The organism is Neobacillus sp. YX16 (assembly GCF_030123505.1).
Taxonomy (GTDB): Bacteria; Bacillota; Bacilli; order Bacillales; family Cytobacillaceae; genus Neobacillus.
In genome coordinates this window covers 391023-407506 of the sequence record NZ_CP126115.1, presented here as the reverse complement: position 1 = coordinate 407506, position 16484 = coordinate 391023, and the positions used below count along the sequence as shown (strand labels likewise).

Below are 16484 nucleotides of genomic sequence, written 5' to 3'. Positions count from 1 at the left end.
AAAGAATTACCATTCAAATAGAATTGGTAATTCTTTTTTGTTTTCCTTACCGACAGGAGAGTTTTTATATTCATGTGCACTTCCATAAAGTAATTTAAATATATTTAATGATTTTTTTCTAGCCACTCTTTATCAAGCACAACTTCAACTCTTTGCTTTACCACTATTTGTGGTACGGTTCTCCGTAGTGTATCTAAATGAGGTTTCATTTTTAAAATTAAATTACATTATCAACAGATAACAGCCTCTTTATTATAGGGCAGTTGCGGGAATATATACAATTTCACAAAAATATAACTGACAAAAAAGGCAGCTCCCTGATGAGGGATAGCTGCCTTCGTTTAAGATTATTATGAAAAGGTAGGAGCAGGGAATTCATCAATTCTCATACGAAGTAAACTATATGGTTTTTCCCGCAGGTCTCTTCCATAATGAAATCTCGCCTGCCGATGTAATTGATTCACAATGACATATAAGTATTGATCGGGGCCAATCGAAAAAGTATCCGGCCATAAAATTCTCGGGTCATGTGCGATGGTTTCCATTGCGCCATTCGGCAATATCTTCCGGATACTGTTGTTTTCATAGTCTCCTGCATAAACGGTTCCTTTTGCGCCGGTGATCATTCCATCAGACGCACCTTTTTCCCCCCAATACTGCACATATTGGGATAAATTCATGTCCTGTATCCTTCTGTCCCTTAGGGCTTCTGTTGAGATTGAGAACAGCTGACGGCTGGTTAGCGGAGCATAAAATAAAACCTTTCCATCAGGAGAAATCGCTAAACTATCGGAAGCCAATCTAAATGGGAAAGTCGAGCCGTCCGGGTTTCGATTCATCAAAATTTCACCTTCTACTTTCGGTAAAAAATAGGGATCAGGTGAAGTTGATATTGCCCCATTTAACCGTCTAAACGCGTTCCCATTTTCTAAATCTACGACGATAATAGCCCCTGGCCCTCTGGAAGAAGAATCCGTTATATATGCATATCCTGCTCTTCCAACCCGAAAATCCAAACGGACATCATTCAAATAAGTTGTTGGCAAGACAACATCTTCTGTAAAGGTATATACTCTCCTTATTGTATTCGTGCTTAAATCAACAGCAACTAATTTTGCTCCCCCTTGAATAGGTTCAGAAAAATTTGGTGCCCCTGTATCTAGTACCCAAAGTGTTCCTCTTCCATCAGCAACGATACTTTGGACACTGACGAAAGACATCGCAATATTCCCTGTATTAACCAAATTTGTTTCTAAACTGGGATAAGGCTGCAATTCACCCTCAACAATTTCCGCCACAGTAAATTGAACGTCGTCTCCCCATTTCGGAAAGCAAACAAAAATACGACCGGTTTCGGAAACGCTGACACCTGTAGGCATAGCCCCATAAAAAGCATGCACCAGTTCAAACTGCCCAAAATATTTTTCCATAGGTAACATAGGTTGCATAATATCCTCCTCATCAAATCTGAACGGATATCACCTATATATGATGAAAATTTTTTGTAGTGCCTGGTTCTTGATAAGTTTTTCTATCGTGATGGATGCTGTGGGTTTATTAGTCCAGGAGAAACATGGGAGTTTCGATAAAGTGATTCAAACTTCCACTGGCTCTCCAAAGTCGGAGAATGAGAGCATCTGAATTAACGTTTGCAGTCAATTTTAGAACTAACATAAAAACTATTATGATTTGCTCCCGTCCAGCAGCCTAATTAGTAAATAAAAATCTGTCTCCTTTAAAGGGGAGTATTTTTGAGCTTAGTGTAACTTTTTCATCCTGAGCATAAGTTAGAATTTTTAGAAGCCTATAAAGTGGGCTGATATTCATTTAATATAGATTATTTAAGAACCTCATTTACCTCTTATATAGCAGATAGCACGCCTCAACAGGGTAGAGACTAGGTGGTCGTTTTCCGCTATCTAAATAAACAAATACGCAAACCCAAACCTTAACGCAAATATCCATATTTCTGGGTAAAAGTTAGACCCCCTAAACAAAGATTCCCCAAACAATCAGTTCGAGGGAACATAAAACACACATTAATATTCACTTAAAAACCTTAAAAGTCCTTGATATCAGCATATTTTCTCTCTCTCCTAACAACTGTCTCAACGTGTTTAGAGTGTATGTGGGCAACACATGGGATGTTGGTGGGTATATATAATTATTTGGAATTATCCAAAAATTTACTCACCCAGAGTTAGATGGAATGGCTGCAACGGACGATGGTGTTGATTTTGAGGGGGTGTTCACTGTAGATTGCTGTTGAGACTGTTGTTGAGCTTGTTGGGCTTGTTGAGCCAGCTGTTGGGCTAAAAGAGCCTAGCGAGCTGCCTCTTGCTGAGCCTTTTGTTCAGCCAGTTGATCCTGTTGGTTTTGTAATTTGTTTTTGGCAGCTGCTAATTCTTTTTCAACTTCTTTTTTATCTTCTTCAATCTTTTTTTGTTCAGAAGCTAATTCATCTTGGTTCTTTTTTAATTGCTCGTACTCTTTATGTAATTTTTAATTTCCCCTTACCCGATTCTAGAGCACAAACTTAAACGTGTTTTGTTAAAATAGACAAAAAAAAAAGAAACAGGACATCAATTGAAAAAGAAGGGTACATTAATTATTAACTATAGTTTTAAAGTAAAGTCATCTCAAAGTTGCTTTGAAGGATCTGATTTTTCGTCCTATAGAAAATAGTGGCTTCATGATAAAATAACCTATTCAAGATAACTTATTAATTTATCCTTCTGGCTACTACTCTAAAATTAATCACAAGCAGGTGTACGATATTGGATATCAAACATTTACAATATTTTATTGAGGTGGCGAATTTTAATAGTTTTTCCCGAGCGGCAGACCATTTATTTATTACCCAACCAACCATTAGTAAAATGATTAAAAACCTTGAGACGGAGTTGGGAGTTGCTCTTTTTGATCGGTCTCGAAAGCAATTAATCTTAACCGATGCAGGACGCATAATTTTGGAGCAAGCAAAATTAATTGACAAAGCATTTAAGAATTTAGAAACGGAACTAGACAACCTTACAGGGCTAAAAAAAGGGCATATTCGTATTGGTTTGCCACCTATATTTGATGCGCATTATTTCCTAAAAATAGTTGGCAGTTTTCACGAAAAATATCCTGGGATCACTTTTCAATTGGTTGAGGACGGTTCAAAGAAAATAGAAGAAGATGTAGGAAACAATCTTCTTGATGTAGGGATAATTGTTCTTCCGACTAAGAACGACATTTTTGATTATTTCTCATTTATGGAAGAAGACCTAAAACTGATCCTTCACATATCACACCCCCTAGCAGAAAGAGAGGAAGTCAATTTAGCTGATTTGGCTAATGAATCGTTGATATTGTTTAATAAGGACTTTGTCCTAAACGATCGAATTATTTATTCTTGTAACAGTGTAGGCTTTAATCCACACATTATTTCAGAAAGTTCACAACGGTCTTTTATTGAAGAAATGGTTGTAAGCAAGTTTGGAGTATCCCTATTGCCGGAAAGTGTCTGCCAGAATCTAAATAAAAATGTAAAGTCGGTCAAAATAGTAAACCCGTCTATCAGTTGGAACCTAGCGATTATTTGGGGCAAAAATCAATACTTCTCCTATGCTGCAAAAGAGTGGCTGCAGTTTACTAAAGAAAAGCTCACAAACGGATTTCAAGATCAATAATATTATAAGCCCCATATTCGTCTAGACGGTTCATTTAAATTGAACCGTCTTTAATTTTCTAAAAATCCCCTATTTCTATATGGCATAATTGAAAGCATTTACATAGATAAAAGCTATACTACTCATAAAATATAACCATTTTACTAACCGAACAATGCGGCGTACACTTGGTTCAGGCATAAAAAACCTTTTAATAACGTGGATATAGTATTTACTAGCTAAAATCCAATCATGAAAGGAAGCAACTTAATGAAAGCAAAGAAAGCGAAAGAAAGCCGCATTATTAATACAGCTCAAGTATTATCTTGCGATTTAAACAACTACAATACATTGTTTGGCGGCGTTTTGATGAAAAAGCTCGATGATGCAGCAACATTATCAGCCCGCAGGCATTCGAGAGTTAAGGAATGTGTGACTGCATCTACAGATTCAATCGATTTCTTATGCCCTATTCATCAAACTGATTCAGTCTGTGTCGAATCGTTTGTAACATATACAGGAAAAACTTCCATGGAAATTTTTTGTAAAGTTATCGCCGAAGATATGATAAATGGCGAACGCCGAATCGCTGCTACGGCATTTTTGACTTTTGTAGCCTTAGACGAAAATAAGCAGCCTGTCGAAGTTCCAAGTATCATACCAGAAACAGAAGAAGAAGAATTCCTATACAAAACAGGTAAAGAAAGAGCAGAAATTCGTAAATTAAGGAGACAAAAAAGTAAAGAATTAGCTGCGTATATTTCACTGGAAAAACCTTGGGACATATAAGAAGGAGGAATATTTATGATAACTTTATCTAGTATTGATGAGTTAAGAGCGACCAAAGATGCACTTGAGAAGTTAAAGAAAGACTATCCAAACCTTTTTGAAAAACTGTTGGATATGGTTAATCTTACACGTGCATTCCAATTTAAATATAATTACATGGGATGTTTATTTATGGATGAGGATCCTGGCCAATATACCCCGAATTTTGTGTATGGCTCTGTTCTACGATTGTATAAAAAGGAATTACAGAAATTAAAAGATGACCATGAATCCCAAGTATTGAAACAAACTTTTTCTGAATTCAGAAATACCGGATACGCAAAAATCAGTCTTTTAGTACTTGGTATGTCACCTGAATCCTTAGTAGGCGCTTCTAGTATTAGGTAAATTGGTCTAAAGCTTTTCAACTCTTCTTAAAAATCCTAATAATAGAAGTTACTATATACTGTAAATAGCGACCCACCCTTTTTGAAAGTAGTCCCCCTTTTTTTTCCACTTAATATGAGAAGCAGGAATCATTTACATGGTTCCTGCTTCTTTTTATATTTTTCGATAAATCATACAATCCACTTCGAAATCGAGTAGGAGGGGGTGACTAACCCCCGACCTCTCACACCACCGTACGTACCGTTCGGTATACGGCGGTTCTATTAAGATTGACGTAAAGTTTCATAACGGTTATATAGACTTTTCAACCCTCGTTGACTCCAATATGAGTTATCGAGGGTTTTGTGTAATATTGGGCTACAGGCGATTCTCCAGTATTTCTTTCTGGAGTTGCCCCATTCGTGCGCCTTGTAACCAGGGACGCCTAAACCAATCAGTTTTCTAACTCTAGTTTTAGATTTCTTCCACTGTTTCCATTCGCACATTCTTAGCCTTCTTCTTATCCATTCATCTTGGTTATATTTGCGGGAGTTACGCTCGACATGGGAAAATCGCTTGCACTCAAAGAACGATAAAAGAAAAGGATTTAAAAGAAACAATCCTTTCTGATATTAAAAAAATGGCTCAAGTCATTAACGATAAGGAATACCTAAATACCCTTGCCGTAGAAGCTCAAAAGAAACAAAAGCAAGTTACTCAAATTTTAATCAACATTGAAAATGAGATTAAAGCTTCTAAAGCAAAAAAGAAACGTTACCTTGAGATGCTTGCAGAAAAACAAATCACTCATGGAGAATACCGCGAAGTCGCTGATGAAAACCAAGGACGTATAAATGAATTAAATATTAAAAGGAGTGGGCTTGAAGCCGCACTCCGACATGATGAATTTTTAGGTCGTATTGAAAACCTCCGGAACACGATTAACCGTTTTTTACCTCTTGAAGACATAACGGAGGAAATGCTCCATCACTTTGTCGAGCGTATTGAGGTAGATAAAAGCGGAATTCCTAAAATCACTTACCGGTTTTCAATATTACCCTAATTAGCTTTCCTTCAAAACTATCTGCGACACGCATTCAACATGTGTCGTCTGCGGAAACATGTCAACCGGCTGAACTTCTACTGTTTTATAGCCGCCATCTTCTAAAATCCGTAAATCCCGTGCCAGTGTGGCTGGGTTACAGGATACATAGACAACCTTTTTAGGCTTCATTTCAATAATCGTTTGCAAAAATGTTTCGTCACAGCCCTTGCGCGGTGGGTCCACAACGAGCACATCAGCAGAATTCCCCTCTTTGTACCACTTAGGAATCACAACCTCTGCTTCCCCGGCTTCAAACTCCACATTCGTCATTCCGTTTAACTCAGCATTCCGTTTCGCATCTTCAATCGCCTCGGGAACAACTTCTACACCAAAGACCTTCTTCGCCTTTTGTGCTAAAAACAAGGATATTGTGCCGATTCCGCAGTATGCATCGATAACAGACTCTTCTCCATTAAGCCCTGCATATTCCAGAGCCTTTTCATAAAGGACCTTCGTTTGAACAGGGTTCACCTGATAAAAGGAAAGAGCGGAAATAGCGAACTTAACGTCGCCTATTAAGTCATAGATCACTTCATTTCCCCATAGGAGTGTTGTTTTTTCGCCAAGTATCACATTCGTACGCTTTGAATTAACATTATGCACAATTGATTTTACTTTCGGAAGTCGTGAGATAATTCCTTCGACCAATTGGTTTTTGTTTGGAATATCAGCACTTCTCGTAATGAGGACAACCATCAACTCACCTGTTTGTTTTCCATAACGGGCCATGATGTGGCGAAGTACACCTTTATGCGACTCTTCTTGATAAGCAGTTATCCCTAGCTCATTGCAGATTTCCTTCACTGCCTGTACGGCTTCATTAATTTCTGGAAGCTGTATTAGACTCTCATTGGTATCAACAATTTCATGACTTCTAGGTTTAAAAAATCCAGCAATCAGCTTCCCATCCTTGTCACCAACTGGAACCTGTGCTTTATTTCGATAATGCCATGGATTGTCCATCCCTAGAATCGGGTGCACAATAACATCCTCTAGTTTACCGATACGGGTGAGCACTTGCTTAACTTGATTTTCCTTATATTTCAGCTGCCCTTCATAGCTAATGTGCTCGAGCTGGCAGCCGCCATACTTATGAATCTCACTGTTAGGAATTTCAACGCGATATGGGCTTTTTTCATAAATTTCGATCAAACGGCCGAAGCCGTAACCCTTATTCACTTTGATCACTTTAACCTGTGCTTTTTCGCCAGGCAGCCCGTTTGGGACGAACAATGGAAATCCATCCACCTTAGCGACCCCTGCCCCATCATGTGTTAAATCTTCAAATACCACATCTATAAAATCATTTTTATTAACCGGTATTGTTTTTTTCATTTTTTACTTCCTTTACTCCGATTTGACTAGCAAGATTGTATCATAAACCCAATCTAATTGCGAAATCAGCCATAAATTGATTCTATCCCATTTACTTTCGCGTAAATTGTCGGAGCATATTGATTTAACAACACAACAAAAGTGTTTATAATTAAAACAATCCCGGAAGGAGGTGATTACGATAAAGAAGGTAAAAATTCTTCCCATCGCATTACTCCTTGCCTTCGTATCCTTTACAGTTCTTCTTCACCAGTCTAAGGTAATTACACATCTACATCATGAACATAAAGCCGTTCTAACCATTGATGATTGGAATACGCAATCAACATCCGACGATGAAGAAAAACATCTATACCATTTTAACTTTATTGGAGTACTTGTCTTAATTTCACAGATCGTAGTCACCCTTCACAGAATTACTCCTAGAATATACACTAAGATTCTTATCTTCCTTCTACCCGTTTTTCATCAGTCGAATTACGTTATCTCCTCTCCTGATTTGATAAGTTAAAACTTACAAAAAGGGAGGAAAAATGAATGTGGATTCGCTTTTTAATGATTGGTGTATTTTCATTAACAGCAGCAGGAATGCTTACGTATCAAGGTATAGAAATTTACCATGCTTTCATGGATTTCTTTAAACAAAAATAAACAGGAATCCCGCGGGTTTTCAAAAAAATCCCGCGGGATTTTTTGTTTATTCCGCGTGAAATGGAAATAATTCCGCGAACCCCCTTTTTTCAAACAAAAAGACACCCATTAATGGGTGCCACACTTACCTATTCTGCCTTCATTTCGGCTACTTTCTCTTTTACTTCTTCAATATTTCTCATTTTGTTATCCCAGCATTTTTGGCTAAGGTCAACAGGATATTCCTCAGGATTCATGGTCCGTCTATACTCATCCCAGAGAGCACAAAGATTTTGCTTTAAATACTCACGAGACTCCTCAAGACATGGCATTTCATAAACAAGCTCACCGTTGGAATAGATTACTTCGTGAAGTTCTTTTGCCGTAAAGTTTGTAACCACCTTATTCATATACGTATGGGTTGGATGGAACATTTTCAGCTGCTTTTCAGGCAGTTTCTCATTCTCAAGTGCAATATAGTCCCCTTCAGCATGGTTATTCTTATTATTAATAATACGATATATTTTTTTAATACCTGGGGTCGTTACTTTTACCGGATTGGAAGAGATTTTTATTGTATCCTCCATCTTGCCGTTCTCGCCTTCTATCGAAACAATTTTGTAGACAGCCCCAAGTGCTGCTTGTTCGTATGCCGTTATCAGCTTAGTACCGATTCCCCAGCTATCAATTTTCGCACCCTGTGCTTTCAAGTTCAGAATCGTATACTCGTCGAGATCACTTGAAGCAAAGATTTTTGCATCCTTAAATCCCGCCTCATCGAGCATTTTACGCGCTTCCTTTGAAAGATAGGCAAGGTCACCGCTGTCTAAACGGATTCCTATGAAATTTATAGAATCGCCCATCTCCTTGGCGACTTTAATCGCATTTGGAACACCTAACCTTAGCGTATCATATGTATCAACTAAAAAGACACAATCCTTATGGGTTTCAGCATATTTACGAAAAGCTACATATTCGTCCTTATAGGCTTGGACCATCGAGTGAGCATGCGTACCAGAAACGGGGATTTGAAATAATTTACCCGCTCGAACATTACTCGTTCCATCAAAACCGGCTAAGTATGCAGCTCGTGTACCCCAAATGGCTGCGTCCATTTCCTGAGCTCGGCGAGTACCGAATTCCATTGCAATTTCATTACCAAGAACCTGTTTAATACGAGAAGCCTTTGTCGCGATTAATGTCTGATAATTAATGATGTTCAATAGTGCCGTTTCAATCAACTGAGCTTCACAAAGCGGGGCATCTACACTTAAAATCGGCTCATTTCCAAATACCAGCTCGCCTTCTTTCATACAGCGAATAGTACCCGTAAAGCGCAAGCTCTTTAAATAGTCCAGAAAGTCATCCTGGTAGCCTACTTCATTTTTTAAATACTCCAAATCATCTTCTGAAAAGCGGAAGCCCTGGATAAACTGAATGACTTTTTCCAATCCAGCAAAAACAGCATATCCATTCCCAAAAGGCAGCTTACGGAAAAACAATTCAAACACTGCGCGTTTATTATATCTTCCGTCTCTCCAATACGTTTCTACCATATTGATCTGGTATAGATCAGTATGCAGTGCTAAGCTATCATCCTGATAAATGTTTTTCATCATAACCCTCCGAACAACTACTTTTTCAACATATTAAATAATTTTACCATTATAAAAACTATTTAACCAGCACACCAAGTGATTGTTCAAAATGCCCTAATGCCCATTCATGCCCCTTGTGATTATATGAATATTAAAAAAGGTAAACACATAACTAAATTGTGTTTACCTTTTTTAAGGTATTGCAGAATTGTTAATAATTAGGTTTTATAGTACAAAAACTCTTATTTAAATGGATTTGCTGCGTTTTTAAAGGTTTCATATACCAAGCGTGGCTCTTCGTTGTCGAATCGCATTAATCCCATGGTAGAAATTCCGTTTATCTGTTGGTTATAGCCTAACCTTTGTTTATAATCTTTTAACACCCAGAACGTATATCCAGCCATATAATCTAGACGGTTGGAATCTGTTACCTGGTTCCAGTGATTTAGGAATTTAGCGGATTGCCATTCTTCGGTCCCGGACGTTGTAGGTTCTCCATGTTTGAGTTCCTCCTCTGCATAGGCCCACGTTCCATTTTCCGTAATTAGTATCGGTTTATTAGGATGGTTTCTATGAACTGCTTCTAAAGTAGTCCCTAGGTCCTCATCCTTCATATAGAAATAACCGAAATATTCATTTAAACCGATGACATCTGCCAAGTCATAGGCTGGGTCCCAACTGCTTCCAGATGCCCATGTGACAGGACGGTTTTGGATATCAACACTTTTGACAGCACTCTTCATATCCGAAAGCCAGTCACGGTAAACTTGCTGATCATCCCAAATTTGAGACTCATTTTGTAATGACCACATGATAACAGAAGGGCGATTAATTTGATTCCATGCCATACTTAATACTAATGCTCTTGAAAGTCCGTATGAGTTTGTTTGTAACGCTTCTTGCTTTGTATCAAGCCACATATTATCAACATCATCTAATACCATTAATCCATGCTTATCAGCAAAATCATATACATATGGGTGACGGTTGTAGTGACTGTTACGAATAAAGTTTGCATTTACATTCAGAACATGATTCAACTCGGTATCATACTCTTCAATTGTCATAGATTTTCCATTTGCAGCTGTTTCCTCATGCCAGTTAAGACCTTTTAAAAATACCTGTTCTCCATTCAATGTTAATTTACTACCCTCTGTAGCAATTGTTCGCATTCCATAATTTGTTGAAAGGCTGTCATCAACAGAGCCAATTCCACTCTGTGTAACTTGACCTTCACCTTTTCCCTTATAAAGAGTTGCGGTTACTTCATATAGAGTAGGGGAGTCCGGTGTCCAATAGCTTGCACTCTTAATATCAAAATCCATTGAGACCACTTTTACTTCGCCTGGATTTAATTTTATTTCCTTTGACTTAGGCTTTCCTCCAGTTTGTTCACCTGGATTTACAACTAGTTGACGTTCTACTTTTTTATCTCCATGATTATATACAACCACTTTTGTTGTTAAAGTATGATCACCTGTTGAAGTAAGGATTTTACTAACATTTACATTTGATGTTGCTTCCAAATAGACGCTGCGTGTAATTCCTGCATATCGCCAGTAGTCTACAGGTTTGTAAGGCAGTTCCACGTCATTGGTAACAGGCTTCGCATCCGGACTTGTATAAGAATCAAAGTCTGCTCTGCGATGTACTCGAACCGCAATCACATTATCTTTCCCTGGTTGTAAATATTCACTAACATTAAGCGCAAAAGGGGTATTTCCACCTTCATGTTCGCCTACAAAATGACCATTAATATAAACCCATGCACGATAGTTAACGCCGAGAAAATTAAGTTTTACGAATTGATTTCTCCAACTGGCATCAGGTGAAAAGTGTGTCCGGAACCAGGCGTCACCATCGTAAAATGCCGTTCCTTCACCAAAATTTGAACCATCGTATGTACCAAACCCAGGTGTATCATAAAGATCCCAGCTGCCCGGCACCTTTTCTTGCTGCCAATTTGAATCATTATAATCTTTTTGGTACCATTTTTCATTCATCCCTTGACTATTGGAATCCATGGCAAATTTCCATTTCCCATCAAGTGATAAGTAGCTTCTACTCCGCTCTTCTTGTGTCCAAGTATCAAACGATGGGACTGGTTCACCATATTGAAACAAAACGTTTGTTCCACCAATGGATTTCACCTCCGTGTTCATTGGCTCACGGTCTGCCACGGTTGGATTAGTGTTTGCAGAAGCTCCTCCAGTAAAAAGGGTAGAACTGAGAAGAAGAATTCCTATCCCGAGTTTAGTAAATTTTCGAAACATAATAAACCTCCAGTCTTATTGTAAATCTTTTTATTGAAACCGGTTTCATAAAAATAAATACAAAATGAAGAAAACTAAACAAAATGGCATACACTTATTTAGTGTAAATTATCTCTTGGCATACACCTCCTTAAAAATGCTTAGAAGTAATTTAACTTATCCCATCGCCAGCTAAAGTTCCAATTTGGCCTGTTTTATGAAACGGGTTTCATTTTTACAAATGCTTCTAATATGCAGAATATTTAATAATTACCATTAAATAGTAACAAGCCTAAGCTTAATATGTAAAGTAACTTAAGTACTAGCTGATTATAGACGAAAAGTAGGATTTTGAAATCAGGATTATTTAATCGAAGTGTGCGAAAAGTAGGAAATCACTGTATAAAGATTGTAAGGATAAACAAAACTTTATTTCCTTTAAAAAGAAAAGTCCGTTCCACCTCGGAACGAACTTTTTCAACTATATCTTTGACCCGGTACCCAATCGGTTGGTTTATCGAGTGGTCGAATGTCATCGAGTGGAACAAATACCTCTAAATGTCTGTATAGATTTGCGAACTCTGCCGGCAGTAACCCGCCAAATTCACCATCAAGATTTATTTGTACCTTTTCATTCGAATGTACTTTAATTCGGCTCGCTTTCGCATAAATGACATTTGGATCATTTACATGCTCACCGCGAATCGCTAAAGTTGCGACCCGAACAAACTCCGCCAAATTAATTTTTTTCAATATCAGCAATGAAAATAAACCATCGTTGATCGATGAATCTGGCGCAATCTTTTCGAAGCCGCCGATTGAATTCGTCAGCCCCACAAGGAATAGCATTGCTTCCCCTTCAAAAAGCTTTCCATCATACTCAATACTAACGTCCGAGGGCTTAATGGAAGGGAGCATTTCCATCCCTTTTAAATAATAGGCAAGTTGTCCAAGCATTGTTTTTAATTTACTCGGAACTTCGTATGTAAGCTCCGTGATTCTGCCTCCGCCTGCAATGTTAATAAAATATCGATCATTGATTCGGCCAATATCCACAGGAATCATTTCACCCTTTGTGATGATATCCACTGCAGCACCGATATCTCTTGGTATATGAAGGGCTCTTGCAAAATCGTTTGTTGTACCTGCTGGAATAATTCCCAACTTTGGTCTGTACTCCTGCTCTGCAAGACCATTGACCACTTCATTTATGGTACCATCACCACCTGCAGCAATCACAACATCATATTGTCGTTCAACTGCTATCCTAGCAGCAGCCGTTGCATCACCTGCACCCGTCGTCGCATGGCAAGAAGCTTCATACCCGGCAATCTCAAGCTTCTCAAGAATCTCCGCTAGATGGCGCTTTAGAATTTCCCGTCCTGAAGTGGGATTATATATTAATCGTGCTCGTTTCATCATTCATCATCCTATTTCTATGAAATCAATAAATGGCATATGATGGATCTTCCTATATTCTACCAATTTACCCTTTAGCTTACAATTATTAACCCAAGACACAATTATTATTCTATCCATTTCACTGCCGTCTACTATCATACCTTTTTTTTATTTTTTTGCAAAAAATAAGATGTGATAGTTAATTCGAATTCAAACTGACATATTGAGTATTGGTGATATTAATACGATACTTACCCTCACCAGACTGATATATGGCGTTTCTTTCAATACCTTCATTTGGATCCCCTTTTTCCGTTACCTGCCATGCTCCATCTTTACCATTTACTTCACTTACACCAACGGCTGCAATATTCAAATTGCTATTTTCAGCAACCTTTACATCTATTGATGATGCACCATTTATACTCCAGTCATTTTCAAGCGCCCGCGGGTTTAACGTAAGGTCATTTCCGTTTCCAATAACCTCAAGTTTCACACCTTTTGGGATTAGAATGGTTGAGGCAATTTCCTGATGACTATAAAATGGTCCCAATTCATTAGGAAGTGTCTTAACATTAATATAAAGTGTATCTCCCTTTTTATTCGCATACACATATTCATCCGCATTTGTTAAGAGATTTTCCTTTTTTGATGTCTGTGTCCGATAGGTTCCAAACATTGATACCTCTTTTTCATCGGTTGCTTCAATCGTTGTTTGGTAGCCTACTGTTCTTAGGACAACCCGTTTGATACTATCATCCATTTGATAGGAAAAGTCAGGCAGTTCAAAAGATCTTTCTTCCCTCGCAACAACATCTTCTAGTTTCTCCATGATTCCTGTTGCACTAAGCATTGCAAACACAATTCCCACTGTTCCTAACAGACCAACAAAGATAATACTTAAAAAATCATATTTTAAAACTGGCTTCTCCTGCCGCGAGAAAAATAAGTAGAGGAGAATTTCAATCCCAAGAACGATTAATAAAATTGGCCACCATGCTGTCATCACATGAACAAGATCAAATCCTAGAAAACCTGAAAGAAAAAGGAAGAGGCCAAGGAATACTAGCGAGGCCCCCATCGAAAACGTACCAACACGCCATGTTCTCATGCCTGTTCCTCCTTTCTTTTTCTAAAAAGAAAACCAATTCCAGCTCCGATTAAAAGAACTCCTGTTAGTGTATTCTTCCATTTTTTCATGATTTCCCTTCCTCCCTTTTTTGCTTGCTTCCGGATAATAACTTTATACCCCCGCCAATTAGCAGCACACAGACAAGACCCGTTTGAAAATATCGTTGTATCCAAAACATTAAGTCAATTTGGACGATATTAGAGATCATTGGAGAGAAGACTGGAATCACCACATTCATGAATAGGTAGTAAAGCCCCATAACAACTAATCCAATTCCAACCCACTTCTGATGATTAATTAAGTAAGAAATAATCGGAACATCCTCGATTTCTTCCTCACCATATTTTGATACCTTTTGCATGGCATCAAAAAAGCTGTAAAACCAGATAATTGGTATCAAGAACAAGAAAATCCCTAGGCGTAAAACATCTAAAATATAGATAGAGAACAAGAAGGCTGCCATCAACTGAATTCCGCGTTGTTGTAAGCCTAAATACAAGTGTCCTGCACCAGGAAAAATCGAGAGGAAGGTTGCAATGGACTTGCTTTTCTTCCCATCATCTCTGCGTGTTTCAAAGTCTTCAAAGATCGTCCGGTCAATGAGCTCCTCACCGCGCTGTTTTTTATTCAACTGTTGTACCGAGTCAAAAAATCCATACACCCAGATTATCGGCAAACCCATTAAGAATACAAGAAACTCTGAACGACTGCTAAGAGCTGTTATAAAAATCACCATAATACCGAGTCCTAAAAACGCTGCTAACAATGTGAGCCCCCGGTTCATCAGTCCTAGCTGAAAATGGCCTAAGCCTGGGACAAACGACAGCACAATCGTATAGAACCGTTCTGATTCCTGTGTAACCTGTGCTTGAGGTTCATCGGGATTTGTTGTCCTTATTGCTTTCTTTTGTTTGGAAATTTGAACACCCAAGTCAATAAAACTAACTAAATAAATAAAGATACCCACCATAAAGCACAATATAGCCACTTCACCATTGTTGGAAAATAACGCAATGACTGTAATGAATGCTAATCCCACCACAGACATTAAATAAAGCACTCCCCGTATCATGTTACCGAAATAGATATGACCGAGGCCCGGGAATAGCGATAGTGTTAACGCCTTCGTTGAACTTTTCATTTTTTATTTGCCTCCTTTTTCTCCAAAGAATCCATCCATGCAAAGGTTTTATCAATAACGCCTTCTGTCACCGAAGGCCTTTTTTCCTCCATATTCTGCGGTGCTTCTACAGCACTTGCATAAGTAGCAAGAGACTGAAACACTCCTGAAAAGGTAAGCAACAAAGTAGCTGCTGCGGCTAATAAATAATGAAACGCAGCCTGTTGATAAAATGGCTTTTTAGCCTTTACTGCTTGTTTTTGTACCTCAAGTCTTTTATTGCCTGCGTTTTGTTTCGATATATCTGTCATTACCAAGTCTGTAAAGCTGGACTCATTTGAAAGGATTGGAAGTGATGATTCATGGACAGATACTGCTTGTAAATAAAGGTCCAGACATTGGTCGCATGTATATAAGTGACTTTCAAATTCCTCACGGGTCTTTTCATTTGTTTCATCTTTCACGTAATCCAACCACTCATTGTAACTAAAATGCTTCATGAAAAATCGTCCTCCTTCCAATTCTTTTTCATCCAAATACGCGCACGGTACAGCTTCGTTTCAATCGTTTTCACCTGTACATTTTGTTCCTCGGCCAATTGCTGATAACTTTTTTCAGCTATATAAAAACCGTAAATGACTTCTCGATAATTCTCAGGAAGCTCATCAAGTCTTTTTCTTACGAGCCTTTGCCTTTCATTAACGATAAGTTCTTTCTCAACACCATCCTTTGGAGTACCTAGTGCCTGCTGCTCCAAAGCCACCGCCACTTCTTCTTTTCTTCGTGCTTGCTTTCTCTTTATATCGATTGCATGATTTACAGCTATTCTGGTCATCCAAGTCTTAAAGCCTTGGCTTTCATATTGGGAGAGAGAGTTATATATTTTCATAAATACTTCTTGTGCGGCATCTTCTGCTTCCTTTTGATCACGAAGAACAGCAAAGACGGTCCGGAACACATCATTGCGGTACTTCTCAACCAAAAGGCGAAAGGCATGATCACTGCCGTCCATTACTTTTTGTATTAAAACTGAATCACTAATCGCTCTCTCCCCCTTTCTATTGCGACCTTCACTTAATAGACGAGATGATTGTTACAAACCC

15 protein-coding genes and 1 pseudogene are annotated in these 16484 nt (G+C 38.3%); 5 read left to right on the top strand and 11 right to left on the bottom strand.

The genetic code is table 11. From position 1 onward, the window contains the following. Positions 1–350 precede the first annotated feature (350 nt). Positions 351–1448 (bottom strand): L-dopachrome tautomerase-related protein, encoded by a 1098-nt coding sequence (locus QNH48_RS02085; RefSeq protein ID WP_283953552.1) that lies wholly within the window; start codon positions 1446–1448, stop codon positions 351–353. A 1329-nt stretch (positions 1449–2777) separates the two neighbouring features. On the opposite strand from QNH48_RS02085, the gene cidR reads away from it, so the two are divergent. From cidR to QNH48_RS02070, 3 genes are all read left to right on the top strand, one after another. Beyond that, positions 2778–3674 carry a cidABC operon transcriptional activator CidR gene (gene cidR, locus QNH48_RS02080; protein ID WP_133370884.1) on the top strand — a complete coding sequence of 299 codons (897 nt, stop codon included), beginning with the start codon at positions 2778–2780 and terminating at the stop codon, positions 3672–3674. A gap of 249 nt (positions 3675–3923) precedes the next feature. Beyond that, positions 3924–4442 (top strand): acyl-CoA thioesterase, encoded by a 519-nt coding sequence (locus tag QNH48_RS02075; protein WP_133370885.1) that lies wholly within the window; start codon positions 3924–3926, stop codon positions 4440–4442. 15 nt (positions 4443–4457) lie between these two features. Next, positions 4458–4829 (top strand): hypothetical protein, encoded by a 372-nt coding sequence (locus tag QNH48_RS02070; RefSeq protein ID WP_133370886.1) that lies wholly within the window; start codon positions 4458–4460, stop codon positions 4827–4829. Between the two features lie 263 nt (positions 4830–5092). Here QNH48_RS02070 and QNH48_RS02065 read toward each other — a convergent pair. Next, a pseudogene (locus tag QNH48_RS02065) lies at positions 5093–5344 on the bottom strand (group II intron reverse transcriptase/maturase); the annotation flags it as partial. Positions 5345–5448: 104 nt separating this feature from the next. Between QNH48_RS02065 and QNH48_RS02060 the strand changes: the two are divergent. Then, positions 5449–5871, top strand: a complete 423-nt coding sequence (locus QNH48_RS02060; RefSeq protein WP_283953551.1) for a hypothetical protein — start codon at positions 5449–5451, stop codon at positions 5869–5871. Here QNH48_RS02060 and rlmD read toward each other — a convergent pair whose 3' ends face one another. Beyond that, positions 5872–7248, bottom strand: coding sequence for a 23S rRNA (uracil(1939)-C(5))-methyltransferase RlmD (rlmD, locus tag QNH48_RS02055; RefSeq protein WP_283953550.1), 1377 nt, complete (start codon positions 7246–7248; stop codon positions 5872–5874). A gap of 172 nt (positions 7249–7420) precedes the next feature. Here rlmD and QNH48_RS02050 point away from each other — a divergent pair, with 172 nt between their 5' ends. Continuing rightward, complete coding sequence (locus QNH48_RS02050; RefSeq protein WP_283953549.1) at positions 7421–7759, top strand: hypothetical protein; 339 nt, start codon at positions 7421–7423, stop codon at positions 7757–7759. Positions 7760–8027: 268 nt separating this feature from the next. On the opposite strand, the gene QNH48_RS02045 is transcribed toward QNH48_RS02050, so the two are convergent. From QNH48_RS02045 to QNH48_RS02010, 8 genes are all read right to left on the bottom strand, one after another. Next, the gene (locus QNH48_RS02045; RefSeq protein WP_283955654.1) at positions 8028–9494 is read right to left on the bottom strand and encodes a nicotinate phosphoribosyltransferase; all 1467 of its coding nucleotides are present in this window, start codon (positions 9492–9494) and stop codon (positions 8028–8030) included. 224 nt (positions 9495–9718) lie between these two features. Further along, positions 9719–11749, bottom strand: a complete 2031-nt coding sequence (locus QNH48_RS02040) for a glycoside hydrolase family 2 protein (protein WP_283953548.1) — start codon at positions 11747–11749, stop codon at positions 9719–9721. A gap of 456 nt (positions 11750–12205) precedes the next feature. Continuing rightward, a complete protein-coding gene (locus tag QNH48_RS02035) occupies positions 12206–13147 on the bottom strand; it encodes a diacylglycerol kinase (RefSeq protein ID WP_283955653.1) in 942 nt (313 codons plus the stop codon). Positions 13148–13328: 181 nt separating this feature from the next. After that, on the bottom strand, positions 13329–14240 hold the full coding sequence (locus QNH48_RS02030) for a hypothetical protein (protein WP_283953547.1): 912 nt from the start codon (positions 14238–14240) through the stop codon (positions 13329–13331). Next, positions 14237–14329, bottom strand: coding sequence for an LPXTG cell wall anchor domain-containing protein (locus QNH48_RS02025; RefSeq protein ID WP_283953546.1), 93 nt, complete (start codon positions 14327–14329; stop codon positions 14237–14239). The genes QNH48_RS02030 and QNH48_RS02025 overlap by 4 nt, the downstream gene beginning before the upstream one ends. Then, positions 14326–15402: a DUF6677 family protein gene (locus QNH48_RS02020; RefSeq protein ID WP_283953545.1), complete on the bottom strand. Its 1077-nt coding sequence runs from the start codon at positions 15400–15402 to the stop codon at positions 14326–14328. The genes QNH48_RS02025 and QNH48_RS02020 overlap by 4 nt, the downstream gene beginning before the upstream one ends. Continuing rightward, on the bottom strand, positions 15399–15881 hold the full coding sequence (locus tag QNH48_RS02015; RefSeq protein WP_283953544.1) for an anti-sigma factor: 483 nt from the start codon (positions 15879–15881) through the stop codon (positions 15399–15401). The genes QNH48_RS02020 and QNH48_RS02015 overlap by 4 nt, the downstream gene beginning before the upstream one ends. Further along, the gene (locus tag QNH48_RS02010; RefSeq protein WP_283953543.1) at positions 15878–16393 is read right to left on the bottom strand and encodes a sigma-70 family RNA polymerase sigma factor; all 516 of its coding nucleotides are present in this window, start codon (positions 16391–16393) and stop codon (positions 15878–15880) included. Before QNH48_RS02010 ends, QNH48_RS02015 begins: the two co-directional genes overlap by 4 nt. Positions 16394–16484 lie beyond the last annotated feature (91 nt).

What these genes read in the sequence shown, in the direction of transcription:
- QNH48_RS02045 (WP_283955654.1), bottom strand. Translation starts at nt 9,494, where the DNA reads ATGAAAAACATTTATCAGGATGATAGCTTAGCACTGCATACTGATCTA.
- QNH48_RS02070 (WP_133370886.1), top strand. Translation starts at nt 4,458, where the DNA reads ATGATAACTTTATCTAGTATTGATGAGTTAAGAGCGACCAAAGATGCA.
- QNH48_RS02075 (WP_133370885.1), top strand. Translation starts at nt 3,924, where the DNA reads ATGAAAGCAAAGAAAGCGAAAGAAAGCCGCATTATTAATACAGCTCAA.
- QNH48_RS02020 (WP_283953545.1), bottom strand. Translation starts at nt 15,402, where the DNA reads ATGAAAAGTTCAACGAAGGCGTTAACACTATCGCTATTCCCGGGCCTC.
- QNH48_RS02010 (WP_283953543.1), bottom strand. Translation starts at nt 16,393, where the DNA reads ATGGACGGCAGTGATCATGCCTTTCGCCTTTTGGTTGAGAAGTACCGC.
- rlmD (WP_283953550.1), bottom strand. Translation starts at nt 7,248, where the DNA reads ATGAAAAAAACAATACCGGTTAATAAAAATGATTTTATAGATGTGGTA.
- QNH48_RS02085 (WP_283953552.1), bottom strand. Translation starts at nt 1,448, where the DNA reads ATGCAACCTATGTTACCTATGGAAAAATATTTTGGGCAGTTTGAACTG.
- QNH48_RS02040 (WP_283953548.1), bottom strand. Translation starts at nt 11,749, where the DNA reads ATGTTTCGAAAATTTACTAAACTCGGGATAGGAATTCTTCTTCTCAGT.
- QNH48_RS02025 (WP_283953546.1), bottom strand. Translation starts at nt 14,329, where the DNA reads ATGAAAAAATGGAAGAATACACTAACAGGAGTTCTTTTAATCGGAGCT.
- QNH48_RS02030 (WP_283953547.1), bottom strand. Translation starts at nt 14,240, where the DNA reads ATGAGAACATGGCGTGTTGGTACGTTTTCGATGGGGGCCTCGCTAGTA.
- QNH48_RS02015 (WP_283953544.1), bottom strand. Translation starts at nt 15,881, where the DNA reads ATGAAGCATTTTAGTTACAATGAGTGGTTGGATTACGTGAAAGATGAA.
- QNH48_RS02060 (WP_283953551.1), top strand. Translation starts at nt 5,449, where the DNA reads ATGGCTCAAGTCATTAACGATAAGGAATACCTAAATACCCTTGCCGTA.
- QNH48_RS02035 (WP_283955653.1), bottom strand. Translation starts at nt 13,147, where the DNA reads ATGAAACGAGCACGATTAATATATAATCCCACTTCAGGACGGGAAATT.